Origin of the sequence: Micromonospora arborensis, from assembly GCF_003205615.1 — a bacterium.
In the GTDB taxonomy this organism is placed as follows: Bacteria; Actinomycetota; Actinomycetes; order Mycobacteriales; family Micromonosporaceae; genus Micromonospora; species Micromonospora arborensis.
Window position 1 is genome coordinate 31,033 of sequence record NZ_PYBV01000027.1, and the last position, 26,058, is coordinate 57,090.

Below are 26,058 nucleotides of genomic sequence, written 5' to 3' on the forward strand. Positions count from 1 at the left end.
ATCTCTCCCGCTCAGCGGGACGCCGAGGGAAACTCCTCGAAGTACGCCTCGACCCGCTCGGCCGTCGCCGGGCGGGCCAGTGCGAACCCCTGCCCGTACCGGCAACCACCCCGGCGTGCCCCCTCGACCTGGGTCGACGACTCCAGCTCCTCGGCGACGATCTCGACGCCCAACCGCTCGCCGACGTTGACCACCACGTCGATCAGCGGTGGCTGCCCGTCCGGCCGTGCGCCCACCAACTCCGGGCCGACCTTGAGCAGGTCGATCGGCAGGCGGCGGAGCTGCGCCAGCGAGGCGTGCTCGGGCCGGAAGTCGTCCAACGCGGTGCGTACGCCCAGCGACCGCAGCCCGGCCAGTCGGGCCACCACGGTCGGCAGGTCACCCGCGACCCTCGGCTCGCTCACCTCCACCACGAGCCGCTCCGGCGGCACCCCGTACGCGGCCAGCACCGCCGCGGCCCGCTGAACGAAGTCGGGGGTGGTCAACTCGCGGGTCGTGACGTTGACCGCCATCCACAACTCCCGTACGCCCGCCGACCAGTTGGACAACTGCCGGCAGGCCCGGTCCAGTACCCACCATTCCAGCTCGCCGACCAGGTCCAGGTCCTCGGCGACCGGCAGCAACTCGGCCGGGAGCACCGTGCCGAGCACCGGGCTCCGCCAACGCAGCAACGCCTCCGCGCCCACCGGCTGCCCGTCAGCCAGGTCGAGCACCGGCTGGTACACCAGATCCAGCTCGCCACGCGCCACCGCACCGGGCAGTTCCCGTTCCAGGTCGAGCCGGCGAACGAGCTGTTCCTCCAGGAACGCGTCGTACCACTCGACCCGGTCCCGGCCCAGTTGCACGGCCCGTCGTCGGGCCAGCTCGGCCTGACGGAGCACGTCCGCCGGCCGGTCCCCGCTCACCTCGGCCAACCCGATGCTGGTCTGCACGCGCAGCACCGACCCGGCGAGCTGGTAGGGCGGGGCGAGCGCGCTCAGCAGCCGGTTGCCCAGCGCGTACGCCAGCACCGGGCCGGCGGCGGTGACCACGGCGAAGCCGGCACCCGTGCACCCGGTGACCAGGTCGTCGGAGGCGACGACCGCACGGGCCCGGTGCACCGCCTCGGCCAGCACGTCCTCCCGAGCGGTCGGGCCGATCCCGTCGGTGCCGTGCAGGTCCACCAGCAGCAGCGCGCCGGACGGCGCCGGCACGTCGCCGATCGTGGCGAGGGCGTCCAGCAGTGCGGCCCGGTCGCCGGGCGGACCGCCGCCCGCGACGGGCCGCCGGTCGTGCGCCGACCAGCCGGCACCGGCATCCGGCGACCAGGTCGAGCCGGGCCCGTTGGCGGTGACCGGGCCGAACAGGTCACCGCCACGGCCGGGCTGGCCGTGCGCGAGCTGCGCAAGTGGTGGAGCCGACGTGCCCAGCGAGCGCGGTTGCGCCGCGTGGCGGTGCCGGAGGGCGCTGCCGGCGGGTCGGCGATGTGCGGCTCGCCGTTCGGCGGCGGGCGTGTCACCGGCCCGAAGCAGTTCGCGCAGCACCAGGGGCGGCACCGCCGCCAGGGCCAACAACACGCTCGTCCGATCCGTTGCGCGGCCGGCGCTCAGGTGCAGACCCGCCGCCAGCAGTAGGACCGCCGCCGGGAGCACCGACCGGGGCCAGGCCCGAGCGATCGGATCCGCCGGCCCCGGGTCACCCGCCTCCGCCGCGTCGGTCGCACCCACCGCGACGAGCAGCATCCCGAACACCAGCGGGGGTACGGCCAGCAGGGTCACCCGCCCGGCCGTCGACGGCAGTGTGGCCAGCAACACCAGCCCACCCAGGGTGAGCAGGACGCCGCCTCGACATACCGACGCTGGAGAGCGTCGCCGTGGCCCCGCAAAGGCGTTGAGCACGGCCATACCCAGCCCGCCCAGCGCCAACGCGGCGACCAGCCGGACCGTGACCGGCGGGCCGTCCCGGGGCAGCAGCAACCAACCGGCGAGAGCCAGCCCGACGGCCGGGCCGGTCGACTCGACCAGCCAGCGCAGCCGGACCCCGGCCGACGGTCGCGTCCGGCCGGGAAGCAGGCACAGCCCGGTCACGGCGAGGGCCGCCACGAGCAGTGACCCGACCAGCACGGCCGAGGTGTGCCCACCGTCGGACAGGGGCAGCACGACGGCGGTCAGACCGGCCACCACCACCGCCGCGTCGAGCAACACGCCCGCCACCCGCGGTGCCGGATCGGTGCAGTGCCGGGAGGCCAGCCGGGCCAGCCGCACCCCGGCGAGCGTGGCGCCAGCGCCAGCGGCCAGCGCGATCACCACCGGGGTCGGGACCAGGTCGGCGGCACCGGCGAGGAGGAGCAGCGCCACCGCCGTGGACGTGGCGGTCTCCGGTGCCATCCGGCGGGGGACGAGGACGCGGAACGGGTACGCGAGGAGCACAGCGGTCGCCTTCGTGAGGGGGCACGGGGGCGGTGCGACGGTGCAAGACATCGGACTTTGCTGATCCGCTGTCCAATAAACTGGCAACGATCGACGGCAGGATCGGTTACGTGCCGGTCACCCGGTGAAGGCAACGACCCGTGTCACTGTACGACGCGCCGCACCCTGCTGGCACCGCCCGCCGCCAGCCGGGCCAGGCGAGGGTGGGATCATCGGAGGGTGAGTAAGCCCGACACGGTCCGCTTCCGGTACAACCAAGCCATCCTGGTCGCCGCGGTCATCGCCTTCATCGGTGCCCTGCCGCTGGCCAACGCCCGGGGCTACCTGCTGCCGGTGCTGCTCGTCCCGCTCGCCGTCGCGCTGTGGGCCTGGCGGGCGGGCACCGACGCCGACGCGCGGGAGCTACGCGTACGGGCTTTGGTCGGGCAACGCCGGATCAACTGGGACCACGTCCTGGAGCTGACCACCGACCAGCGCGGACGGGCGGTCGCCCGACTCGACGACGGCCAGCAGGTCAACCTGCCGGCCGTCCGCAGCGTGGACCTGCCCCGCCTGGTGTCGGCCACCGGCCAGGCACTGCCGGACAACGCGGCCGAGGCACCCGGTCAGTAGCCGTCGACCACCGTGTTGATCAGTGGCTGCCCGGCGGCGAACCGGCGTACCTGGTCACCGACCAGTCGGTAGGCCCGCGGCAGCATGCCTCGCACCGTCCCAGCCACGTGCGGGGTGAGCAGCACGTTCGGCATCGCCCAGAGCGGCGAGTCGACGGGCAGCGGCTCCGGGTCGGTGACGTCCAGCGCGGCCGAGATCCGACCGGTGCCCAACTCGGCGACGAGAGCCTCGGTGTGGGCCACCGGCCCCCGGGCGGCGTTGACCAGCAGCGCCCCGTCCGGCATCGCGGCCAGGAACTCCTTGTCGATCAGGCCACGGGTCTGGTCGGTGAGCGGCACCAGCACCACCACCACGTCCGCCTCGGGCAGCAGCCGGGGCAACTCCTCGACGGCGTGCACCCCCTGCTCCGGGCGGGCCGTCCTCGCGACCAGGGTGAAGCTCACCTCGAACGGGGCGAGTCGGTTCCGCACCGCGGTGCCGATCGAACCAGCACCGATGATGAGGACCCGCTTACCGGTCAGCTCGTCGGTCGGGGTGTTCCCCTCGTTCGCCCAGCGCCGTTCGGCCTGCGCACGGGCGAACGCCGGGAACGCCCGCAGCTGAGCGAGGATCGCGGTGACGACCCACTCGGCGGTGGACGGGTCGTGCACGCCCCGTGCGTCGCAGAGCGTGACACTCGGCGGCGTCCGGCCGGCCCAGGCATCCGCCCCGGCGGAGAGCAACTGCACCACCGCAAGGTCGGGCAGCTCACGCAGCAGGGCCGTCGCGTCCGTGCCGCCGAGGAACGGTGGCACCCAGACGCGGACGTCGGCGACCTCCGAGGGCAGCCGGTCGGCGTGTTCGAACACCTCCACCGTCACGTCGGGGGGCAGCTCGCCCATGAGGTTCAGGCCGGCCTGGTGCGGAATCCATACCTTCACGTCAGCCGACGATAGTCCCCGACGGCGCGGCCGGCGCGGGCACGGCCGCGAACCGGCGTCCCGGGGGATGGCGCGCGGAGCCGGGGCGGGCGAGACTCAGCACACCGACGTTCGACCCGGGCCTGGACGAGGTATAACGAAGGGTCGGAGGGCCGGTCGGCCTCCGCCCCAGCAGACAGGTGCTCGATGACCGACGGCTCCCCCGCCACCGCCCGGCCTCCGATCGCCCCACCTGCGGCGCTCACCGACCCGGAGCGGCTGCGCGCGCTCGCCGACACCGGGCTGGAGGCCGCCCCGGACGAGGCGTTCGACCGGTTCGCCCGTCTGGTCAGCGATCTGCTGGACGTGCCGGTCGCGCTGGTCTCCCTGGTCTCCGCCGACCGGCAGTTCTTTCCCGGCGCGGTCGGGTTGCCGGAGCCCTGGTCGGAGCGCCGGCAGACCCCGCTGAGCCACTCGTTCTGCCAGCACGTGGTGGACATCGAAGCGCCGATGGTGCTGCCGGACGCCCGCCTCTACCCCCGCGTGCGGGACAACCTGGCCGTCGAAGGCCTCGGCGTGGTCGCGTACGCCGGGATGCCGCTGACCGACCTCGCCGGGCGGGTGCTCGGCTCGCTCTGCGCCATCGACAACAAACCTCGCGCGTGGAGCGCCGCGCAACTGCGGACACTGGCCGACCTGGCCGCCGCCTGCTCGTCGGAGCTGCGACTGCGGATCGCGCTGGACGGCGCACAGGAGGCCCGGCGGCGGGTCGTGCAGGCGCACGAGCGACTGGAACTGCTGGCCGGGGTGAGCGAGACGCTGGCCGGCACCCTGGACGTGGGCACCGCGCTGCACCGGCTCGCCGCCGCCATGGTGCCGCTGCTCGCGGACTGGTGCCTGCTCACCCTGATCGGGCCGACCGGCCTGCCCCGCGAGGTGGTCTCGGTGCACCGCGACCCGGCCCGCGCGGCGGACGTCGACCGCTTCGGTGAGCTGCTGCGCACCGGGCTGAGCCCGGAGTCGAGCATCCGGGCGGTGCTCCGGACCGGCCAGCCCCGGCTCGGCAGCGTCGCGTCCCTGGCCGACGTGACGAGGGGCACCACCCACCCGGAGATGGCCTCCATCGCCGGTCGGCTCGGCATCGCCTCCTACCTGAGCGTGCCGGTGCGCGGCGTCGGCGGCACCGTGCTGGGAGCGATCACCCTGGTCAACGGCGGCCAACGTCAACAGTTCGACGACCGCGACCTGCTCACCGCGGTCGACATCGGCCGCCGGGCCGGCCAGGCCGTCGGCAACAGCTCGATGTACGGCGAGCAGCGGCACGTCGCCGAGGTCCTGCAACACAGCATGTTGCCGAGGCTGCCGGTCGTAGGGCAGCTGGAGCTGGCCGCCCGCTACCAGCCGGCCGCCGACCGCGTGGAGGTGGGCGGTGACTGGTACGACGCCTTCGTCCAGCCCGACGGCGACGTGATCGTGGCGATCGGGGACGTGGCCGGGCACGACATCGAGGCAGCCGCGACCATGGGCCAGCTGCGCAACCTCGTACGGGGCAACGCCTTCGGCCGGCCGGACGCGGTCGGGGCGCTGCTGAGCAACCTCGACGGCGCGATCCGTGGCCTGCGGCTGCCGATCGCCGCCACCGCGACGCTGGTCCGGATCTGTCCGCAGGTCGCCGGCGTCCACGAGGTGACCTGGTCCAACGCCGGGCACCCGCCGGCCCTGGTGGTCCGCGTCGGCGGGACGGTGGAGGCCCTCGAGGCGGCACCGGAGCCGCTGCTCGGCCTGGCCCGGCCCTCGCCGCGGACCAGTCAGTCGACCAACCTGGCCACCGGCGACACTCTGCTGCTCTACACCGACGGGCTGATCGAGCGGCGGGACCGGTCCATCGACGAGGGGTTGGCCGAGCTGGTGGGCCGGCTGACCGGCGTCGACACACTCCCCCTCGACGAGGTGTGTGACCTGCTGCTCGCCTCGATCGGTCACCGCGAGGACGACACCGCGCTGCTGGCCGTACGGGCACGGTGAGCGGTCCACCGGCCGGGGGTCGCCGGCACCGGTCGGATCCGACGGGCTCGGCCGGGCCGTCCGGCGGGCTACGCTGGGCCGGGTGAGAGCCCGTCCCCCGTACCCTCGCGTCCCTCGCCTCCGGGTGGCCCTCGCGGCGTCGTGCGCGGCGCTGTTGTTCACCGCGGGTTGCAGCTTCGGCGAACCGGAGCCCGACCCGGCCGGCGAGCCGCCCAACCTGCCGACCCCGTCCGCGTCGGCGAACCCCGGCGGCGCCGGCCAGCAGGCGGTGGCGACGGTGCTCGCCAAGGGTCTACGGGTGCCCTGGGGCATCGCCTTCCTGCCGGACGGTGGCGCGCTGGTCACCGAACGGGACAACGGCCGGATCGTGCAGGTCGGCCCCGAGTCCGGGCCGGACGGGCTGCGGGTCCGCCCGGTGCAGACGATCCCCGACGTGGCGGCTGCTGGCGAGGGTGGCCTGCTCGGCATCGCCGTCTCCCCCGCCTACGCCCGAGACAAGACGGTCTTCGTCTACTACACCGCCGAGCAGGACAACCGGGTCGCCCGGCTGCAGCTTGGCGGGCAGCCCACCCCGATCCTCACCGGCATCCCCAAGGCCAGTGTGCACAACGGCGGCGGGTTGGGTTTCGGCCCGGACGGGCAGCTCTACGTCAGCACTGGTGACGCCGGTCAGCGTCCCCTCTCGCAGGACGTGAAGAGCCTCGGCGGCAAGATCCTGCGGATCACCCCGGACGGCAAGCCCGCCGCGGGCAACCCGTACCCCGGTTCTCCGGTCTGGTCGTTGGGTCACCGCAACGTGCAGGGCTTCACCTGGGACGCCGCCAAGCGGATGTACGCCGTCGAGTTCGGCCAGAACACCTGGGACGAGATCAACCAGATCACCAAGGGCGGCAACTACGGCTGGCCGGACGTCGAGGGGCGAGCCGACGACAAACGTTTCACCGACCCGATCACCCAGTGGGGGACCGCGGACGCGTCCTGCTCCGGTCTGGCGTCGACGGACCGTCTGCTGGTCACCGGCTGCCTGCGCGGCAAGCGCCTCTGGGTGATGGAGCTGACCGACACCGGCACGCTGCTCGGTCAGCCCAGTGAACTGCTCAGCAACCGGTACGGCCGGCTGCGCGCGGTGGCCGCGGCGCCGGACGGATCGCTCTGGGTGAGCACCTCCAACCATGACGGGCGGGGCAACCCGGCGGGCGACGACGACCGGCTCCTGCGGGTGGTCTTCGCCGGCGGTGACGGCGGCCGCAGCTGACGTTCGTCACCATCCGTTCAGGTTTACCAAGATCTTCCGACGGGCAGGTCAGACTTTCAGCATGGACGGGCAGCGCGACGAGCAGCACGACGACGGTGACCGGGACGACCCGGTGACCGGCGACGAGCTGCCGCGCCCGGCGCGCTCGCTGGTCGGCCCCGCCGGCCCGCTGCGCCGCATCGGGCTGGTCGTCGCCGTCCTCGCCGTGGCTCTGGCCGGGGCGGTGCTCGGGGTGCTGGCCGGCGGTCAGGTGAGCACCGACATCGGGCCGTTCCGGGCCAACCTCAGCATCACCCCCGCCCGGGACGGCGGCACCACCGTCGACATACCGCCGCTCGGCGCGCTGCTGCTCGACAGCCACGACGGGCCGACCCACCTGACCGTACGGCTGGGAGCACTCGACCAGGGACGCACCGAGGCGCTGATCGACGACCCGGCCAGCATCAGCCGGGCCAGCCAGAGCGCCGTGGAGGACGTCCGCTCCGGCGTGATGCGGCTCGGCCTGCGGACCCTCGGTGCGGCGGTGCTGGTCACCCTGATCCTGGCCGGGCTGATCTTCCGCGACGTCCGGCGGACCGCCTGGGCGGGTGGGCTGGCGCTGCTGGTCACCGCCGGCAGCCTCGGCACGGCGGCGGCCACCCTGCGTCCGCAGGCGATCGAGGAACCACGCTACGAGGGGCTGCTGGTCAACGCGCCAGCCATCGTCGGTGACGCCCGCCGGATCGCCAACGACTACACCAAGTACGCCGAGCAGTTGCAGCGTCTGGTCGGCAACGTCAGCCAGCTCTACACCACCGTCTCGGCGCTTCCGCTGTTGGAGCCGACCCCGGGCACCACCCGGGTCCTGCACGTCTCCGACATGCACCTCAACCCGACCGGCTGGCAACTGATCCGCACGGTGGTGGAGCAGTTCGGCATCGACGTGGTGATCGACACCGGGGACATCACCGACTGGGGCAGCGAGCCGGAGGCCTCCTTCGTCGCCTCGATCGGCCTGCTGAAGAAGCCGTACGTCTTCATCCGGGGCAACCACGACTCCGGCAAGACCGCCGCCGCGGTGGCCCGGCAGCCGAACGCGATCGTGTTGAACAACTCGACGACGAACGTCGCCGGGTTGACCATCGCCGGGATCGGCGACCCGCGCTTCACCCCGGACAAGAACACCTCCCCCGCCGGCAGCGGGTTGACCCAGCAGGTGGCCGACCAGGTGATCGGGGTCGGCGACCAGCTCGCCGCGACGGTTCGCAACTCACCGCGGCCGGTCAACATCGCCCTCGTGCACGACCCGGCGTCGGCCGGGCCGCTCGCCGGCACCTGCCCGTTGGTGCTGGCCGGGCACACCCACGCCCGGCAAGTCTCCAAACTGCCGCAGGCACCAGGTCAGCAGCCCACCACGTTGATGGTGGAGGGCTCCACCGGCGGCGCGGGGCTGCGCGGCCTGGAGGGCGAGAAGCCGACCCCACTGTCGATGAGCGTGCTCTACTTCGACCAGCAGAAGATGCTCCAGGCGTACGACACCATCACCGTCGGCGGCACCGGGCAGGCCCAGGTCAACCTGGAACGACGGCTGGTGGAGAACCCGACCGCCGGCGTCCCCGCCTCGGCCACCCCGACGCCGACCCCGACCCGCTGAACGCGGGCCGGGCGCCGGCGGTCAGCGCAGGGCGATGGCGGCCAGGGCGGCGTTGACGATGCTGCCGGGCAACAGGTCGTGCAGTTCGTACAGCTCGGTGACGCTGCCGGACTGGCCGAACTCGTCCACGCCGAGCGGCACCGCCGGCGCACCGACCGCTGAGCCGAGCCAGGCCATCGCGTGCGACGCGGCGTCGTGCACGGTCACCACCGGCACCCGGTCGGCGAACGCGGACCGCAACGCGCCCGGCACACTCGGCACCGTGGCCGTGCGGACGCCCTGACGCAGGGTGCGCTGCCAGGCCCGGTAGAGCCGGTCCAGCGAGGTCACGTCCACCACGTGCGCGGCGATGCCCTCCTCGGCCAGCTCCGCCGCCGCGGTCAGCACCTCGGGCAGCACCGCGCCGGAGGCGGCCAGTTGCACCACCGGGGCGTCGGCCAGGTGCGGGTACGCCTGATGGGCGTCGACCAACCGGTACGCCCCGGCGACCACCTGCCGGCGCAGCACCGCGTCGCCGAGCCGGGCCCGGGCCGCCTCGAACGGCGCCTGGTCCAGCGGACGGGTGCTCAACCGGAAGTAGTACGCGCCGTCCTCGGCCGGTGCCGCGGTCGCGGCCGGAGCCGGCCCACCGGCGATCTGCCCGAGCGCGTCGCAGAGCAGCCAGTCGAGGCTGGTCGCGTACGCCGGCTCGACGAAGGTCACCCCGGGCAGCTCCAGGCCGACCGACGCGGTGATGGTGGACTGGTGGGCGCCGCCCTCCGGGGCGAGGGTGATGCCGGACGGGGTGCCGGCCACCACGAACCGGGAGCCGGAGTACGTGCCGTAGAGGAACGCGTCGAGGCCCCGCAGCACGAACGGGTCGTAGACCGTGCCCACCGGCAGCAGCGGCTGCCCGGACAGGTCCCAGGAGAGCCCGAGCTGGCCGAGCAGCAGGAACAGGTTCATCTCCGAGATGCCCAGCTCGATGTGCTGCCCAGCGGGGCTCTGGATCCAGCGCAGCATCCGGTCCTCGGTCCAGGAACGCTGCTCGGTGGGGGCGAACACGCCCGTCTTGTTGATGAATCCGGCCAGGTTGGTGGAGGTGGCCACGTCCGGGGCGGTGGTCACCAGGTAACGGCCCACCTCCCGGTCCCGCGCCAGGTCCACCAGCACCCGACCGAACACCTCCTGGGTGGAGATCGGCTTGTTGGCGCGTACCCCTGTGCTTTCCGGGACGGTGACCCCCAGCGCGCGCTCGCGGGGCGCGCGGGACAGCGCCTCGCGGCGGGCGCCGGCCCGGATGCCGGCGGGTGACGCCGGGTCGAGGCGGTCCCACTCGGTCTCGGCGGTCAACCCGTGCGCGGCGCGCAACGTGTCGACCTGCTCCGAGCTGAGCAGCGCGGAATGGTTGCGCGGGTTGCCGGCGATGGGCAGACCCCAACCCTTCACGGTGTACGCGAAGACGACGCTGGGCCGGTCGGTAACGGCGTCACACTGGGCGTACGCGTCCAGCATCGCCTGCAGGTCGTGCCCGCCCAGGTCGGTGACGAGCGGGCGCAACTCCTCGTCGTCGATGCCCGCCACGAAGGCCTCCACCTCGGCCGGCGCACCGTCCAGGAACTGCTTGCGCAACAACGGGCCGTCCAGCCCGAACAGCGACTGGTACTGCTCGTTGGGCATCGCGTCGATCCAGTCGCGCAGCGTCTCGCCACCCGGCCGGGCGTACGCCTCGGCGAGCCGACGGCCGTACTTGACCTCCACGACGTGCCAGCCGGCCGCCTCGAACTGGCCCCGCCACTGGTTGATCCGGATGCCCGGGACCACCCGGTCCAGCGACTGGCGGTTGAAGTCGACGAGCCACATCACGTTGCCCAGCCCGGTGGTGGCGGGGTCGGCGACCGCCTCCCAGATGTTGCCCTCGTCCAGTTCGGCGTCGCCGATCAGCGCCACGAACCGGGAGTGCGGACGGGCCCCGAAGTGCGCGTCGACGTACCGCCGGGTGGCGGCGGCGAAGAGCGGCGCCGCCGCGCCCAGGCCGACCGAGCCGGTGGAGAAGTCCACCTCGTCCGGGTCCTTCGTCCGCGACGGGTACGACTGGAGGCCGCCACGGGCCCGCAGCCGGGGCAGGTAGGAGCGGTCCAGGTTGCCGAGCAGGTACTGGATGGCGTGGAACACCGGGGAGGCGTGCGGCTTGACGGCGACGCGGTCCTCGGCGTCCAGGTGCGCGAACCAGAGCGCGGTCATCGCCGTGACCAGGGAGGCGCTGGACGCCTGGTGACCGCCGACCTTCACACCGTCGCCGGTGGCCCGGTCATGGTTGGCGGCGTCCACGATCCGGGTGGCGAGCCACAGCACCCGCCGCTGGATCTCGTCGAGGACATCGAGGTCGTGCTCGGTCACGGTGGCTCCATCCAGGCGTCGCCGTTGACGCCCTCGCGAGGGGTGCGGGCTGGCCGCGTAGTCGACAGGGGGTTGCGGAAGGCCGCCGCCGGGTCGCGGCGGCGGCCTGCTCCGGGTGGCTCTCTCAGCCCTGGACGCCGAGGCGCTCCAGGATCAGCTCACGCAGGGTCTTCGCGTCGGCCTGACCCCGGGTGGTCTTCATGACCGCGCCAACCAGCGCGCCGACCGCCGCGACCTTGCCGCTGCGGATCTTGTCGGCGATGGCGGGGTTCGCGGCGATCGCCTCGTCCACGGCCACGGTGAGCGCACCGGTGTCCGAGACGACCTCCAGGCCCCGGTTGGTCATGATCTCGGTGGGCGAGCCCTCACCGTCGACCACGCCCTCCAGCACCGTACGGGCCATCTTGTCGTTGAGCTTGCCGGCGTCGACCAGCCCCTGCAGCTCGGCGACCTGGGCGGGGGTGGCCCCGATCTCGGCCAGTTCCACGCCGCTCTCGTTGGCCCGCCGGGACAGCTCACCCAACCACCACTTGCGGGCCGCCGCCGGGGTGGTGCCGGCCGCCACGGTGGCCTCGATCAGCTCGACCGCGCCGGCGTTCAACACCGACTGCATGTCCAGGTCGGACAGGCCCCACTGCTGCTGCAGCCGACGCCGGTGCACCCGGGGCAGCTCCGGCAGGGCGGCCTTCAGCTCGGCTACCCAGGCCGGGTCCGGGGCGATCGGCACCAGATCCGGCTCCGGGAAGTACCGGTAGTCGGTGGCGGTCTCCTTCGAGCGGCCCGGGGTGGTGTCGCCGGTGTCCTCGTGGAAGTGCCGGGTCTCCTGGGTGATCCGGCCGCCCGCGTCCAGCACCGACGCCTGCCGCAGCATCTCCGAGCGGACCGCCCGCTCCACCGACCGCAGCGAGTTGACGTTCTTGGTCTCGGTGCGGGTGCCCCACTCGGCACCCGGCAGGTTGAGCGAGGTGTTCACGTCACAACGCAGCGAACCCTCCTCCATCCGCACGTCCGAGACGCCGAGGGTGCGGATCACGTCCCGCAACTCGGTGACGTACGCGCGGGCCACCTCGGGGGCGAGCGCACCGGTGCCCGGGATGGGCTTGGTGACGATCTCCACGAGCGGGATGCCGGCCCGGTTGTAGTCGACGAGCGACTCGGTCGCGCCGTGGATGCGGCCGGTGGCGCCACCGACGTGCAGCGTCTTGCCGGTGTCCTCCTCCAGATGCACCCGCTCGATCTCGATCCGCACCGTCTCGCCGCCCACCTCGACGTCCAGGTACCCGTCGACGCAGATCGGCTCGTCGTACTGGCTGATCTGGAAGTTCTTCGGCATGTCCGGGTAGAAGTAGTTCTTCCGGGCGAAGCGGCACCACTCGGCGATCGAGCAGTTCAAGGCCAGACCGATCCGGATGATCGCCTCGATGGCGGCCTTGTTGGCCACCGGCAGCGACCCGGGCAGCCCCAGGCACACCGGGCACACCCGGGTGTTCGGCTCGCCGCCGAAGTCCGTCGGGCAGCCGCACCACATCTTGGTGTTCGTCCCCAGCTCGACGTGGGTCTCCAGGCCGATCACCGGTTCGTAGCGCGCGACGACCTCGTCGTACGCGGGCAGCGTCGTCGTCATCTGGGCTCCTGCCTCACAGTGCCGGTGGGGTGAACGTGCCGACCGCGGACTCCAGCGCGGCGGCGACCCGGTACATCCGGTCGTCGGCCATCGTCGGTGCCATCACCTGCAGGCCCACGGGCAGCCCCTCGGAGAGACCGCAGGGCACCGAGATGCCCGGCCCGCCGTACAGGTTGGTCGGAATGGTGAACAGGTCAGCCAGGTACATCTGGTACGGGTCGGCGGTCCGCGCGCCCATCGGGAACGCCACCGACGGGGTGGTCGGCGAGATCAGCGCGTCGACCTGCTCGAACGCGGCCGTGAAGTCCCGGGTGATCAGCGTCCGGACCTTCTGCGCCTGCCCGTAGTACGCGTCGTAGTAACCCGACGACAGCGCGTACGTGCCGAGCATGATGCGGCGCTTGACCTCGGGGCCGAAGCCGGCCTCGCGGGTCAGCGACATGACCTCCTCCAGCGACCGGTTGCCGTCGTCGCCGACCCGCAGGCCGAACCGGACGCCGTCGAACCGGGCCAGGTTGGAGGAGCACTCGCTCGGGGCGATCAGGTAGTACGCCGGCAGCGCGTACGCGAACGTCGGGCAGGACACCTCGACGATCTCCGCACCGAGCTTCGCGAGCGCGTCCACCGACTCCCGGAACGCCGCCATCACGCCCGGCTCGGCGCCCTCGCCGACGAACTCGCTCACGATGCCGAGCCGCACACCGGTCAGGTCGCCGGTCGCGCCGAGCTTCGCCGCGGCCACCACGTCCGGCATCGGCTGCGGGATCGAGGTGGAGTCACGCGGGTCGTGCCCGCCGATCACCTGGTGCAGCAGGGCCGCGTCGAGCACGTTACGCGCGCACGGGCCGGGAGTGTCCAGCGACGAGGAGAAGGCGACCAGCCCGTAGCGGGAGGTGCCACCGTAGGTGGGCTTCGCGCCCACGGTGCCGGTGACCGCACCGGGCTGACGGATCGAACCGCCGGTGTCCGAGCCGATCGCCAGCGGCGCCTCGTACGCGGCCAGCGCGGCGGCGCTGCCACCACCCGAGCCGCCCGGGATCCGGCTCAGATCCCACGGGTTGTGCGTGGGGCCGTACGCCGAGTATTCGGTGGAGGAGCCCATCGCGAACTCGTCCATGTTGGTCTTGCCGAGCATCACCGTGCCGGCGTCGCGCAGACGCTGCACGATCGTCGCGTCGTACGGCGGGCGCCAGCCCTCCAGGATCTTCGACCCCACGGTGGTCGGCACGCCCCGGGTGGCGAGCACATCCTTGACCGCGACCGGCACACCGGCCAGCGGGCCAAGCACCTCGCCGGCGGCGCGACGCTCGTCCACCGCACGGGCCGCGGCGAGCGCGCCCTCGGTGTCCACGTGCAGGAAGGCGTGCACCCGGTCGTCGACCGCGGTGATCCGGTCCAGGTGCGCCTGGGTCACCTCGACGGCGGAAGTCTCGCCGCCAGCGACCAGGGCCGCGATCTCCGTCGCGGTCATTCTGGTGAGATCGCTCATGAGGCCACATCCTCGGTCAGGATCCGCGGTACGCGGAACCGCTGGTCCTCGGCGTCGGGCGCACCGGACAACGCCTCCTGCGGGGTCAGGCACGGCGTGACCACGTCCTCGCGGAAGATGTTGGTCAGCGGCACCGAGTGCGAGGTCGGCGGAATGTCCGCGGCGGCGACCTCGCCAACCTGGGCGACCGCCTGGAGAATCACGTCGAGCTGGCCGGCGAACATGTCCAGCTCCTCCTCCGTGACGGCGAGCCGCGACAGGCGCGCCAGGTGCGCGACCTCCTCGCGGGAGATGGCGGCCATCCGTGCCCCCTTCTGATGTCCTGCTGGTCGGGCGGTGTGCCGGTCGCGCGGCGGGTGGAGCGTGACGCGCGGTGACCGGAGCGAGTCTATTGTTCCGCTCCGGTGCCGCGTCCCCGACTCCCCCTCCGCCGGCCCCGATGTCGCGTCGGCGGCGGGTCAGCGGCTGGAGCGGCGACCGGCCTCCGGCTCCGGATGCCCGCCGCTCGGGCGGACCGGCCGGTAACGGGCCAGCCAGGTGACCAGCTCCTCGGCGGGCATGGGCCGGGCGTAGAACCAGCCCTGGGCAGCGTCGCAGCCGGCCGCGTGCAGCATCCGCCAGGTCCGCTCGTCCTCCACGCCCTCGGCCACCACCCGCAACCCCAGAGCGCCGGCCAGGTCGATCATCGACCGGACGATCGCCGCGTCGTCGGTGTCCTCGGCCATGCCGAGCACGAACGACCGATCCACCTTCACCTCGGACAGGGGCAACCGGCGCAGGTGCTGCATGGAGGAGTACCCGGTGCCGAAATCGTCCAGCGAGATGGCCACCCCGATCCGGTGCAGCTGGGAGATGGTGGCCAGCACCCGGCGCGGGTCGGCCATCAACGCACCTTCGGTGATCTCCACCTGCAGCCGCTCGGCCGGCACCCCGTAACGGGCCAGCCGGTCGGCGATCTGGTCGGCGATCTCGCCGGTGTGCAGGTCGCGCACGCTCACGTTCAACGCCGCACGCAGTCTGATGCCGGCCGCCGACCACTTGGCGATCTGCTCCACCACGTCGTCGACGACCCGCCGGGTGAGCAGCCGCATCACCGCGCTCTGCTCGGCGACCCGGATGAGTTCCTCCGGGTCGACCATGCCCCGCCGGGGATGCCGCCACCGCAGCAGGGCCTCCACGCCGACCACCTCGCCGGTCGCGATGGCGATCTGCGGCTGGTAGTACATGGTGATCTCACCGGGATCGTCCGCCAGTTCGCCGGCCGCGTGCGCCCACCCGGTCGATTCGAGCGGTCGCGACCAGGTGCCCGACCCGCCGTCCGGCCCCGGCCCCCGACTGCCGATGCCCATCGCGGTGACCGCGCCCGCGCTCGGCGACCGCCGGCCGTTGCCGAGCCCGGCGCGTCGCTCCCGGGCCGGGCCCGGGCGGGTGCCGGTGACGGTGGCCCGGGTGCTGCGGCCCCGGATCGGGTCGGCGCCGGTGGCAATCCGGTTGATCAGCTCGTCGGCGTGCGCCAACTCCGCGTCACCGCGCCGACGGCGTCCCCACCAGCGGCCGACAGTTGGCGACGGCGTGACGATCGCCGGCGCCGGGTCCGCGGGTGGCGGGGCCTCGGCCGGGGCCCCGGTGGGCAGCGCCGCCCCGTCACCGCCGCGCACCTCCGCCGACACGGCGAGGGGTACGTCGACCACCCGCTCGTCCGGCACGCCGACCCCGTCGGCCTGCCCGGCCGCGCCCTCGACGTGCCCCTGTCCCGCCGGCTCAGCGTCGAACGACCCGTCGGCTCGACCCGCCGGCTCATCGTCGAACGACCTGTCGGCCCGACCCGCCGGCTCATCGTCGAACGGCCCGTCGGCCCGACTCGCCGGCTCATCGTCGAACGACCCGTCGGTCGGCGGGCCGGACTCGAGCACGCGGCGCAGGTCGGCGAGGAGACCGAGACGCTCCGCGGAGTTGTGGTCGGATTCGGGGGCGTAGACGGCCACCGTGTCGTTGCGGTGCTTGGCGTCGTACATCGCCACGTCAGCGTGGCGCATCAGGGTGGCGAAGTCCTCGCCGTGCTCGGGGAAGAGGGCGATCCCGATCGACCCGCCGACGTCCAACGGCAGACCGTCCAGCGGCACCGGCTCGGCCAACGCCAGAACCACCCGGTCGGCCAGTTCACGTGCCTGACCGACGTCGGTCAGCCCGGTCATCACGATGGCGAACTCGTCCCCGCCGAGCCGGGCGATCATCTGTGGCCGGGGCTGCACGTCGGTGAGCCGCGCACTGACCTCGACCAGCAGCCGGTCGCCCACGGCGTGCCCGAGGGCGTCGTTGACGTTCTTGAAGCGGTCCAGGTCGATGAGCAGCAGCGCCAACTGCCCGTCGGGTTCACCGCGGGCCGTCCGCTCGGCGTGCAGGTGCACCTGCTCCGCCACCTCGGCCAGCAGGGCCTTGCGGTTGGGCAGCCCGGTCAGCGGGTCGGCGGCGGCGAGGTGCTGCTGCTCGACGGTCAGCCGGGCCATCCGGTAGACGGCGAAGAGCGGCACCAGCACCAGCGGGATCAGCGCCGCGCTGACCCGCGCGGCGGCGACCAGGACCGGGGCGAGCAGCAGCAGCGAGCCGGTGGAGAGCAACTCGAAGCCGAGGCCCTGCCGGAGGGTGGACCACCACCTGTCTCCGAAGCGCAGCCGCACCGCCCAGCTGACCAGCCCGTAGTTGACGACGAACCAGGCGAGCGTGGCACCACCGACGGCGGCCACGTCGGTCCAGTGCAACCGGTCACCGGAGAAGATCGTGCCCGGCCCGAGCTGGATGACCCCGTACGCGGCGGCGAGGGCACACGCGTACTGCCCGACGTTGAACGCCGTCCGCCACGCCGCGTGCCGCATCCGCCAGCCCGAGACGACCACCCCCACCGCCTGCACCACCACCGCCGGGCCGAGCCCCCAGCCGAGCAGGATCGCGAAGGTGAAGCAGGTGGACGGGAACACCGCGGAGGTCTGCCGACGCCCCGGCGGGACGAACGGGCGGGCGTCGCAGACCACGGCGAGCGCGGCCATCGTCCAGAACGCCACCGGCAGCCGCGGCACCTCACCGGGAAGCGTCGCGAGTGGACCGGCAGCGGTCAGCGCGGCGACCACCAGGATGCCGACGACGAAGGCGGCGAACGGTGCCACCCGTCCCGGGGGGAGCGAGTTGCGTGGGTCGGCGACCTCCACGACACCTCCCGACCGATCGTCGGCGTGCCGATGCGCACGCCGTGACCCAATGAAACGCCCTCAGCCCCCGATTTCCCGGTATGACAGTCACGAATCGGTCGTAGTCGTAATTAAGTTGGTATACGCGGTCAGTCGCCGCATCAAGCCGCGAACGAGATCAACCGCCCGGCTGGGCGACCTCCCGCGCGGCGTCCGGACCCTCGTCGAGCAGCACCCGGAACCCGGCCTCGTCGAGCACCGGCACCTTGAGGCTGGCCGCCTTGTCGGCCTTGGACCCTGGGTTGTCCCCCACGACCACGAAACTCGTCTTCTTGGAGACCGACCCACTGACCTTGCCGCCTCGGCTCTGCACAGCCTCGGCGGCCTGGTCCCGGGAGAAGCCGGCGAGCGTGCCGGTCACCACCACCGTCAACCCCTGCAACGGGCGCGGCCCCTCGTCGACCGCGTCCTCGGCCATCCGTACGCCCGCCTCGGCCCACTTGCGGACGACCTCTCGGTGCCAGTCCACCGCGAACCACTCCCGAAGGCTGGCCGCGATGGTCGGCCCGACCCCGTCGACCGAGGACAGCTCCTCCTCCGTCGCCGCGTCGATGGCGTCCACCGAGCGGAAGTGCAGGGCGAGCGCCCGGGCCGCGGTGGGACCGACGTGCCGAATGGAGAGCGCCACCAGCACCCGCCACAGCTCCCGCTCCCGGGCGACCGCGAGATTGTCCAGCAATTTGGTCGCATTGCTGCCGAGGGTGCCGTCCTTGTTGACGAAGAACGGCGACCGGGACAGCTGCTCGGCGTCGAGCTGGAAGAGATCACCCTCGTCGGTGATGATCTGCGCGTCCAGCAGTGCTCCCGCACCCTTGTAGCCGAGCACCTCGATGTCGAACGCGCCCCGGCCGGCAAGGTGGAACACCCTCTCCCGCAACTGCGCCGGGCAGCTGCGGGCGTTGGGGCAGCGGATGTCGACGTCGCTCTCCTTGGCCGGGGCGAGCGGGGTGCCGCAGGACGGGCAGGTGGTCGGCATCACGAACGGACGCGCGTCGGCGGGGCGCAGGTCGACCACCGGGCCGAGCACCTCGGGGATCACGTCACCCGCCTTGCGCAGCACCACCGTGTCGCCGATCAGCACGCCCTTACGTTCCACCTCGCGGGCGTTGTGCAGCGTGGCCTGGGCGACCGTCGAGCCCGCCACGTGCACCGGCTCCAGCACCGCGAACGGGGTGACCCGGCCGGTGCGCCCGACACCGACCTCGATGTCGAGCAGCTTGGTGGTGACCTCCTCCGGCGGGTACTTGAAGGCGATCGCCCAGCGCGGCGCGCGACTGGTCGACCCGAGCCGACCCTGGATCGACACTGGGTCGATCTTGACCACCACGCCGTCGATCTCGTGCTCGACGTCGTGCCGGTGCTCGGCGTAGTAGGCGATGTATTCCGCCACGCCGGCCAGATCCGGCACGACCCGCCACCGGTCGCTGGTCGGCAAACCCCAGGACTTCAGCGCCGCGTACGACTCGGACTGCGCGGTGGGCTGGAACCCCCGGCGAGCGCCGATGCCGTGCACGACCAGACGCAGCGGCCGGGAGGCGGTCACCCGCGGATCCTTCTGCCGAAGGCTGCCCGCGGCGGCGTTGCGCGGGTTGGCGAACGGCGCCCGGCCCTGCTCCACCAGGCCGGCGTTGAGGTCGGCGAACCCGGCGAGCGGGAAGTAGATCTCGCCCCGGACCTCCAGCAGCTCGGGGATGGCCGGGAATTCGGCGGACGGGGTGAGCTGGCTGGGCACGTCACGGATGCTGCGCACGTTGGCGGTGACGTCCTCGCCGGTGCGGCCGTCGCCCCGGGTGGCCGCCCGGACCAGCCGGCCACGCTCGTAGGTCAGGTTGATCGCCAGCCCGTCGACCTTCAACTCGCACAGGTAGGGCACCGGGCCACCCGCGTCCCGCTCGACCCGCTCGGCCCAGGCCGCCAACTCCTCGTCGGCGAAGGCGTTGTCGAGCGAGAGCATCCGCTCGGCATGGGTGACCGGGGTGAAGTCGGTGGAGAACGTGCCACCCACCCGCTGCGTCGGCGAATCGGGCGTACGCAGCGCCGGAAACTCCGCCTCCAACGCCTCCAACTCGCGCAACTGCCGGTCGAACTCGGCGTCGGCGATGGTCGGCGCGTCCAACACGTAGTAGCGGTATTGGTGCTCCGTCAGCTCCTGGCTGAGCGTGGCGTGCCGCTCCCGGGCCTGCGTCGTCGGCTCAGCTCCGGCCGCCGCCTCCTGCTCCGGGCTGATCTGCTGACCGATCTGCTCCTCGGACACACCGCCACCTTCGGACACGCCTGCGACCTCCCTGATCACGCTACTCGGGCACGGTATCGGGCCGGGGTGACAATCCGTCGCCCGCCTGCGCCGCCGGTGACGTCCCGGGCGGCATTCCCGCGTGGTGATCCACTCCGGGTCGCCGAGGTGGCGGCACCGGGACGTCCAGACACCCCCACATCGCGGACCTGGAGCGGATCACACCGCTGATCCATGGCGAGGTGGGCGGCGGTGTCGCGACGGGCGGCACGGGCGGCGGCGTGCGAGGATCGCCGGACGATGGTGGCCGGTGGGCCGCCGGGAGGCGGAGGTAGCGATGCCGGACGCGCTGCTCTGGGCGGTGGCGATCCTGCTGGCGGTGACCGCCGGCTGGGCGTGGAACAGCTGGCGCCACCGGGTGGCGACCCGACGCCCGGGCCCCCGGGCAGACAAGGGCGGCCCGACCCGCACCGGCGGCCGCCGCACCGCACCGCCTCGGCCGCGCGGCGGCGGCCGCCCGACCACCAGGCCCCGCTCGCGCGACGACCGCGGGGCGGGCACGCCGGCGCCGGGCGAGATCTGGTGGGCCGACGTGCCGTACGCCGACGGCAGCGGTTCGAAGGTACGGCCGTGTCTGGTGCTGCGCGCCGACTCCCGGGGCGCCGACGTTCTGAAGATCACCAGTCAGGACAAGAGCGACCGGGACGATCACGTGCGGATCCCCACCCAGGACTGGGACCCCGGCGCGGAGCACGACAGCTACCTGAGCCTCACCGAGCCGATCCGGATCGACTCGGCCGACTTCGCCGACCGCGCCGGCCGCTGCGACGCCGACCTGTGGCAGAAGGTCCGCAGCCTGCGCCACCTGCCCACGAGCTGACGGCCCTCGCCGACTTTCCGAAAACAAAGTCGATCATCCCGGGCCAGGGCCCCGAGCCGGGCACGGCCCGTCAGTCCCAGGCCGCGCCGAGCGTGGCCAACTGGTCCGCGTACTCGATGCGGTCGACCCACCCGGTCGGCCAGGCGGCCATCCCGGCGGCGGCGCCGACGAACGCGCCGGCCAGGGCGGCGATCGAGTCGGAGTCGCCGGCGGTGGTCGCGCCCCGGGCCAGTGCCGCGACCGGGTCGTCGGCGTGCCGTACGGCGCAGAGCAGCGCGGTGGCCAACGCCTCCTCGGCCACCCAACCCTCCCCGGTGGCCCGGCACGGGTCGCCGCCGTCGTCCGGCTGCCCCAGGGCGTTCGTCAGTCGTCTGAGCACCGCCAGGCACTCGTCCCAGCCCTGGGCGATGAACTCCTCCGGCGTGCCGACCCCGGGGCGCTGCCAGAGGTCACCCAGCCACTGCTCCCGGTAGACCAGGCGCTGGGACCGCGCCCGCTCGGTGAGGACCGCGGGAAGCTCGGCCAGCGTGGTGCCCGCCCGCAGCGCGAAGACCGCGTACGCGGTGAGCTCGCTGGCGGCCAGCCCGGTCGGGTGGCCATGAGTCAGCCCCGCCTGCAACTGCGCCAACCCGGCCAGTGTGTCCAGATCCACGTCGAGCAGGCCGACCGGGGTGACCCGCATGTTGGCCCCGCACCCCTTCGACCCGGCCACGGTCGCCTCCTGCCAACGCAGACCCCGGCTCAACTCCGCGCAGGCCCGCAGGCAGGTCATCCCCGGGGCACGGTTGTTGTCCGGGCTGACCGCCCAGGCCAGGAAACGCCTCCGCAGGAGCGGCTCCACCACCTCCGGGGTCAGCGAGGGTGCCTCGTGCAGCGCCCAGGCCACCGCCAACGCCATCTGGGTGTCGTCGGTGACCAACGCCGGCTCGCCGGACAGCTCACGCGGGCCGGTCGGGCCGTACCGGCGCTGGATCTCGGCGACGGTGAGGAACTCGGTCGGCTTACCCAGCGCATCGCCGTAGGCGAGCCCGAAGAGCGACCCGGAGGCACGCAGCGCGGAGGTGGAGATCACGCGGCCATGATGCCCGGCCACCGCGGCCGACGCCAGGCTCAGTCCCAGCAGAGGCAGAACGGGTGGCCGGCCGGATCCGCGTAGACCCGGAAACCGTCGCCCTCACCCGGCAGCCGCCGCGCACCAAGCGCCAGCGCCGCCTTCTCGGCGGCCTCGATGTCGTCCACCGTCACATCCAGGTGGAACTGCTGGGGGCGCTCCGGGTCCGGCCAGGCCGGCGGCCGCAGGTCGAGCGCCTGCTGGAAGGCGAGGCGCGGCTGGTGCCCGAGTGGCCCGCCCAGCACCACCCAGCCGTCGTCGTCGGAGTCACCCTCGGCCAGCGGCACGCCGAGCAGCTCGGCGTAGAACGCCGCCAGCGCGCGCGGATCCGGGCAGTCGATCACCACTGAACGCAGCTGTCCAATCATGGCGGTAATTCTGCCCACCGGGTGCGACAGGAAACCTCAGTCCTCGGCGAACCGCCGACCGGCGTCCCGGCACGCGGCGAGCACCGACCGCGCGTACTGACCGCTCGCGCCGGCGAGACCGCAGGCCGGAGTGACCACCACCTGCTCGGCGAGCTGCCGGCGAGGAAAGCCGAGGCGGTCCCAGAGCTGGCGTACCCGGTCGGCGACCTGCGCGGAGGTCGGCACGCCACCGGCCGACGGCCCTCGGGTCGGCGCGGCCCCGGCCAGCAGCCCGAGGCCGGCGTCGATCGCTTCGCCGAGCGGATCCAGCTCGGTGATCAGGTCCAGGTCGAGAGCGACCCCGACAGCGCCGGTGGAGCGGATCAGCTCCAGCGGTACGTCCGGGGCGCAGCAGTGCACCACCGTCGGCACGCCGACCGCCTCGACGACCGTGCGCAGCAGCGCGGCCGCGTCCACCGACTCGACCGCCCGGTACGCGCCCAACCCACTCTCGGTCGGCACCCGCCCGGCCAGCACGGTCGGCAGTGACGGCTCGTCCAACTGGAGCAGCACGGACGCCCGGGGCAACCGCCGGGCCACCGCCGCCACGTGCGCGCGCAGCCCCTCGGCGAGGGAGCCGGTCAGATCGCGGACCGCACCGGGATCGCGCAACAGGCGGCCACCGATCGGCAACTCCAGGGAGGCGGCAAGCGTGAGCGGGCCAGCCGCCTGCACCTTGATCGGCCCGGCGTACTCCTCGGCCTGCTCGGCGATCTGGTCCAGGTCACGTTCCATCAGGTCACGGGCCCGACGCAGGTCCCGCCCCGGGCGCGGGGCCACCCGCCACCGCCCGGCGTACACCTCGACGGGCAGCTCGACCAGCAGCCCGGCGCCGCGACCGATCAGGTCGGCGCCGGGGCCCCGGGCCGGCAACTCGGGCAGGTGGGGCAGGTCGGGAAGCTCACCGAGGACCACCCGCTGGGCCTCGGCGATGTCGGTGCCGGGCAGCGAACCAATTCCGGTCGCCGCGCCGGCCGGCCAGGGCCACGCCTGATCTGTCACGGCCGAAGGCTATCCCGCGAACACCCAGGCCGCGCGGTCAGCCGGTGATGGTCGCGGAGCCGAGAACCACGTCGCCGGCCGGATCCGGCCGGTACGCAACCACGGCCTGACCGGCGGCGACACCGCGTACCGGTCGGCGCAGCTCGGCGTGCAGCCGGTCACCGTCGAGGGCGACGGTCGCCGGCACCACGGCACCGTGTGCGCGCAACTGCACCTCGCACTCGACCGGCCCGTCCGGACGGGCACCGCCGGTCCAGACCGGACGAACGGCGCGTACCTCGGACACCTCCAGCGCCTCGGCGGGGCCGACGGTCACCGTGTTGGTCTTCGGCGTGATGGAGAGCACGTAGCGCGGCCGTCCGTCCGCGGCCGGCCGGTCCAGGTGCAGCCCACGACGCTGCCCCACGGTGTACGCGTACGCGCCGCTGTGACTGCCGACCACCGTGCCGGTGCTGGCGTCCACCACGTCGCCGGGCGCCTCGCCGAGCCGACCGGCCAGGAAGCCGCGGGTGTCGCCGTCGGCGATGAAGCAGATGTCGTGGGAGTCCGGCTTGTCGGCCACGGCCAGGCCCCGCTCGGCGGCCTCCGCGCGGACCTGCGCCTTGGTCGAGTCGCCCAGCGGGAAGATCGACCGGTCCAGTTGCTCACGAGTGAGCACGGCCAGCACGTACGACTGGTCCTTGGCGATGTCGACACTGCGTCGCAGCAGCCCGTCCGGGCCGAGTCGGGCGTGGTGCCCGGTCACCACCGCGTCGAAGCCCAGGGCAACCGCCCGGTCCAGCACCGCGGCAAACTTGATCTTCTCGTTGCAGCGCAGGCAGGGGTTCGGCGTACGGCCAGCCGCGTACTCGGCGACGAAGTCGTCCACCACGTCCTCGTGGAAGCGGTCGGCCATGTCCCACACGTAGAACGGAATGCCGATCACGTCGGCGGCCCGTCGCGCGTCCCGGGAGTCCTCCAGGGTGCAGCAGCCGCGCGCCCCGGTCCGATAGGTCTGTGGATTTCGGGCCAGCGCCAGGTGCACGCCGGTCACGTCATGCCCGGCGGCCACTGCCCGCGCCGCCGCCACGGCCGAGTCAACCCCACCCGACATCGCCGCCAGAACCCTCACCGACGAACTCCCTTCCCCCACACGCCCATCCCCCACACGCCCGTCCCCCACACAACCCTATCCACCAGCCCCGAGAACCCCGGCCCCGTGCCGTCCCGCGCACCCGCCCGCCGTCGCGATCTTGCAGTTTCTGCGCCGACATATGCCGCACAAGGCACGAACGGTCAACAGAAAGTGCAAGATCGCGGGGATGGGGGCCGGGGATTAGCGGGGGGTACGGAGGGCGGCGGCTCGGCGGGCTCGGTCCACTGCTGCGGGCAGGGCTGCGATGAGCGCGTCGACGTCGGCCTGAGTGCTCGTGTGCCCCAGGGTGAAGCGCAGCGAGGAGCGGGCGCGGTCGTTGTCGGCGCCCATCGCCAGCAGCACGTGCGACGGCTGGGCCACCCCTGCGGAGCAGGCCGATCCGGTCGAACAGGCGATTCCCTGAGCGTCGAGGAGCAGCAGCAGGGCGTCGCCCTCGCAGCCCGGGAAGGAGAAGTGCGCGTTGCCGGGCAGGCGGTCGGCCGGGTCGCCGTTGTAGATCACGTCGGGCACCGCCTGCCGGACCCGCTCGATCAGGTCGTCGCGGAGCGCGGCCACCCGGGTCGCGTACTCCTGTTGGCCCTTCACCGCCGCCTCGACGGCGACCGCGAAGGCGACGATGCCGGCGGTGTCCAGGGTGCCGGAGCGGACGTCGCGTTCCTGGCCACCGCCGTGCAGCAGCGGTGTGGCCGCCACGTCCCGGGCGAGCAGCAACGCGCCCACTCCGGTGGGGCCGCCCAGCTTGTGCCCGGTGACGGTCAGCGCGGCGACCCCGCTGGCGCTGAAGTCGACGGGTGCCTGGCCGATGGCCTGGACGGCGTCGGTGTGGAACGGCACGCCGTGTTCGGCGGCGACGGCGGCCAGCTCGGTGATCGGCTGGATGGTGCCCACCTCGTTGTTGGCCCACATCGCGGTGACCAGGGCCACCCGATCGGCGTGCGCGGACAACTCGGCGCGCAGGTCCTCCGGGTCGAGGCGGCCGGCGGCGTCGACCGGCAGCCAGCCGACCTCGGCATCCTCGTGCTCGACGAGCCAGTCGACGGCGTCCAGCACCGCGTGGTGTTCGACGGCGCTGGAGACGACCCGACGGCGGGCCGGGGCGGCTGCCCGGCGGGCCCAGAAGATGCCCTTGACGGCGAGGTTGTCGCTCTCGGTGCCGCCACCCGTGAAGATCACCTCGGACGGCCGGGCGCCCAGCACCGCGGCCACCCGCTCGCGGGACTCTTCGACCCGGCGGCGGGCACGGCGACCCGCCGCGTGCAGGGAGGACGCGTTGCCGACCTCGCGGGCGGTAGCGACGTACGCCTCCAGTGCCTCATCGAGCATCGGAGTCGTCGCCGCGTGATCCAGGTATGCCATCACCGTTCAGCCTACGGCCGACACCTCGACGCCCGGATGCCGGAGGGGACTCCGCGCAACGGCCGGGGTGGGTTTTCCCCACCCCGGCACGTGTCGGCGGCCCCGGTCAGGCGGGCACCACGGTGACGACGATGTTGTCGCGGTACCTGCGGGCCCAGGGGGATGCGCGGGTCCTGCAGAATCACCAACTACATCTGCATGTGGCGAATCTCCCGCGCGTCCCGGGGTACTACGAGGTGTGGCTGATTAATCCGACGACGATGAAGATGCTCTCGGTCGGCACCCGGACGGGCTGATCGGCGGGCCGGCTCAGCTCCCCGGCCCGCCGATCAGCTCCCCACGAAGAAGAGTGGCCGCCCATCGATGGG

At 73.1% G+C, this 26,058-nt stretch carries 19 protein-coding genes; 6 read left to right on the forward strand and 13 right to left on the reverse strand.

Annotation, left to right across the window (positions count from 1 at the left end; all coding sequences use genetic code 11):
* Nucleotides 1-11: 11 nt before the first annotated feature.
* Nucleotides 12-2,408: a GGDEF domain-containing phosphodiesterase gene (locus tag C7C45_RS20890; RefSeq protein WP_110565382.1), complete on the reverse strand. Its 2,397-nt coding sequence runs from the start codon at nt 2,406-2,408 to the stop codon at nt 12-14.
* A 219-nt stretch (nt 2,409-2,627) separates the two neighbouring features.
* On the opposite strand from C7C45_RS20890, the gene C7C45_RS20895 reads away from it, so the two are divergent.
* Nucleotides 2,628-3,020: a PH domain-containing protein gene (locus C7C45_RS20895; RefSeq protein ID WP_110565383.1), complete on the forward strand. Its 393-nt coding sequence runs from the start codon at nt 2,628-2,630 to the stop codon at nt 3,018-3,020.
* On the opposite strand, the gene C7C45_RS20900 is transcribed toward C7C45_RS20895, so the two are convergent.
* Nucleotides 3,014-3,940: a 2-hydroxyacid dehydrogenase gene (locus tag C7C45_RS20900; RefSeq protein WP_110565384.1), complete on the reverse strand. Its 927-nt coding sequence runs from the start codon at nt 3,938-3,940 to the stop codon at nt 3,014-3,016. The genes C7C45_RS20895 and C7C45_RS20900 overlap by 7 nt on opposite strands.
* Before the next feature lie 186 nt (nt 3,941-4,126).
* On the opposite strand from C7C45_RS20900, the gene C7C45_RS20905 reads away from it, so the two are divergent.
* From C7C45_RS20905 to C7C45_RS20915, 3 genes are all read left to right on the forward strand, one after another.
* Nucleotides 4,127-5,944 carry a SpoIIE family protein phosphatase gene (locus C7C45_RS20905; RefSeq protein WP_110565385.1) on the forward strand — a complete coding sequence of 606 codons (1,818 nt, stop codon included), beginning with the start codon at nt 4,127-4,129 and terminating at the stop codon, nt 5,942-5,944.
* An 82-nt stretch (nt 5,945-6,026) separates the two neighbouring features.
* Nucleotides 6,027-7,199 carry a PQQ-dependent sugar dehydrogenase gene (locus C7C45_RS20910; protein ID WP_110565519.1) on the forward strand — a complete coding sequence of 391 codons (1,173 nt, stop codon included), beginning with the start codon at nt 6,027-6,029 and terminating at the stop codon, nt 7,197-7,199.
* Between the two features lie 61 nt (nt 7,200-7,260).
* Nucleotides 7,261-8,832, forward strand: coding sequence for a metallophosphoesterase (locus C7C45_RS20915; RefSeq protein ID WP_110565386.1), 1,572 nt, complete (start codon nt 7,261-7,263; stop codon nt 8,830-8,832).
* Between the two features lie 21 nt (nt 8,833-8,853).
* Here C7C45_RS20915 and C7C45_RS20920 read toward each other — a convergent pair whose 3' ends face one another.
* The 6 genes from C7C45_RS20920 to ligA form a co-directional block, all read right to left on the reverse strand.
* Nucleotides 8,854-11,211, reverse strand: a complete 2,358-nt coding sequence (locus C7C45_RS20920; RefSeq protein ID WP_110565387.1) for a transketolase-like TK C-terminal-containing protein — start codon at nt 11,209-11,211, stop codon at nt 8,854-8,856.
* Nucleotides 11,212-11,335: 124 nt separating this feature from the next.
* Nucleotides 11,336-12,835, reverse strand: coding sequence for an Asp-tRNA(Asn)/Glu-tRNA(Gln) amidotransferase subunit GatB (gene gatB, locus C7C45_RS20925; protein WP_110565388.1), 1,500 nt, complete (start codon nt 12,833-12,835; stop codon nt 11,336-11,338).
* Between the two features lie 13 nt (nt 12,836-12,848).
* Complete coding sequence (gatA, locus tag C7C45_RS20930; RefSeq protein ID WP_110565389.1) at nt 12,849-14,324, reverse strand: Asp-tRNA(Asn)/Glu-tRNA(Gln) amidotransferase subunit GatA; 1,476 nt, start codon at nt 14,322-14,324, stop codon at nt 12,849-12,851.
* Entirely contained in the window at nt 14,321-14,626 is a 306-nt protein-coding gene (gene gatC, locus C7C45_RS20935; protein WP_099851058.1) for an Asp-tRNA(Asn)/Glu-tRNA(Gln) amidotransferase subunit GatC, read from the reverse strand. The genes gatA and gatC overlap by 4 nt, the downstream gene beginning before the upstream one ends.
* Before the next feature lie 156 nt (nt 14,627-14,782).
* A complete protein-coding gene (locus tag C7C45_RS20940; protein ID WP_110565390.1) occupies nt 14,783-17,527 on the reverse strand; it encodes a bifunctional diguanylate cyclase/phosphodiesterase in 2,745 nt (914 codons plus the stop codon).
* A gap of 157 nt (nt 17,528-17,684) precedes the next feature.
* A complete protein-coding gene (ligA, locus tag C7C45_RS20945) occupies nt 17,685-19,820 on the reverse strand; it encodes an NAD-dependent DNA ligase LigA (RefSeq protein ID WP_110565520.1) in 2,136 nt (711 codons plus the stop codon).
* A 316-nt stretch (nt 19,821-20,136) separates the two neighbouring features.
* On the opposite strand from ligA, the gene C7C45_RS20950 reads away from it, so the two are divergent.
* Nucleotides 20,137-20,679, forward strand: a complete 543-nt coding sequence (locus tag C7C45_RS20950; protein WP_110565521.1) for a type II toxin-antitoxin system PemK/MazF family toxin — start codon at nt 20,137-20,139, stop codon at nt 20,677-20,679.
* A 70-nt stretch (nt 20,680-20,749) separates the two neighbouring features.
* On the opposite strand, the gene C7C45_RS20955 is transcribed toward C7C45_RS20950, so the two are convergent.
* The 5 genes from C7C45_RS20955 to C7C45_RS20975 form a co-directional block, all read right to left on the reverse strand.
* Nucleotides 20,750-21,751, reverse strand: coding sequence for an ADP-ribosylglycohydrolase family protein (locus C7C45_RS20955; RefSeq protein WP_110565391.1), 1,002 nt, complete (start codon nt 21,749-21,751; stop codon nt 20,750-20,752).
* Between the two features lie 38 nt (nt 21,752-21,789).
* A complete protein-coding gene (locus tag C7C45_RS20960) occupies nt 21,790-22,158 on the reverse strand; it encodes a VOC family protein (RefSeq protein WP_208641240.1) in 369 nt (122 codons plus the stop codon).
* A gap of 36 nt (nt 22,159-22,194) precedes the next feature.
* On the reverse strand, nt 22,195-23,199 hold the full coding sequence (locus C7C45_RS20965) for a uroporphyrinogen decarboxylase/cobalamine-independent methonine synthase family protein (RefSeq protein WP_110565392.1): 1,005 nt from the start codon (nt 23,197-23,199) through the stop codon (nt 22,195-22,197).
* Between the two features lie 37 nt (nt 23,200-23,236).
* Entirely contained in the window at nt 23,237-24,310 is a 1,074-nt protein-coding gene (gene mnmA, locus C7C45_RS20970) for a tRNA 2-thiouridine(34) synthase MnmA (protein ID WP_110565393.1), read from the reverse strand.
* A gap of 204 nt (nt 24,311-24,514) precedes the next feature.
* A complete protein-coding gene (locus C7C45_RS20975; RefSeq protein WP_110565394.1) occupies nt 24,515-25,690 on the reverse strand; it encodes a cysteine desulfurase family protein in 1,176 nt (391 codons plus the stop codon).
* Nucleotides 25,691-25,821: 131 nt separating this feature from the next.
* On the opposite strand from C7C45_RS20975, the gene C7C45_RS34165 reads away from it, so the two are divergent.
* Nucleotides 25,822-25,986 carry a hypothetical protein gene (locus C7C45_RS34165; RefSeq protein WP_167454766.1) on the forward strand — a complete coding sequence of 55 codons (165 nt, stop codon included), beginning with the start codon at nt 25,822-25,824 and terminating at the stop codon, nt 25,984-25,986.
* Nucleotides 25,987-26,058: the final 72 nt, after the last annotated feature.

Coding starts and splice junctions, on each gene's coding strand:
- C7C45_RS20905 (WP_110565385.1), top strand. CDS start 4,127: ATGACCGACGGCTCCCCCGCCACCGCCCGGCCTCCGATCGCCCCACCT.
- C7C45_RS20915 (WP_110565386.1), top strand. CDS start 7,261: ATGGACGGGCAGCGCGACGAGCAGCACGACGACGGTGACCGGGACGAC.
- gatB (WP_110565388.1), bottom strand. CDS start 12,835: ATGACGACGACGCTGCCCGCGTACGACGAGGTCGTCGCGCGCTACGAA.
- gatA (WP_110565389.1), bottom strand. CDS start 14,324: ATGAGCGATCTCACCAGAATGACCGCGACGGAGATCGCGGCCCTGGTC.
- gatC (WP_099851058.1), bottom strand. CDS start 14,626: ATGGCCGCCATCTCCCGCGAGGAGGTCGCGCACCTGGCGCGCCTGTCG.
- C7C45_RS20950 (WP_110565521.1), top strand. CDS start 20,137: ATGCCGGACGCGCTGCTCTGGGCGGTGGCGATCCTGCTGGCGGTGACC.
- C7C45_RS20960 (WP_208641240.1), bottom strand. CDS start 22,158: ATGATTGGACAGCTGCGTTCAGTGGTGATCGACTGCCCGGATCCGCGC.
- C7C45_RS20975 (WP_110565394.1), bottom strand. CDS start 25,690: ATGGCATACCTGGATCACGCGGCGACGACTCCGATGCTCGATGAGGCA.
- C7C45_RS34165 (WP_167454766.1), top strand. CDS start 25,822: ATGTTGTCGCGGTACCTGCGGGCCCAGGGGGATGCGCGGGTCCTGCAG.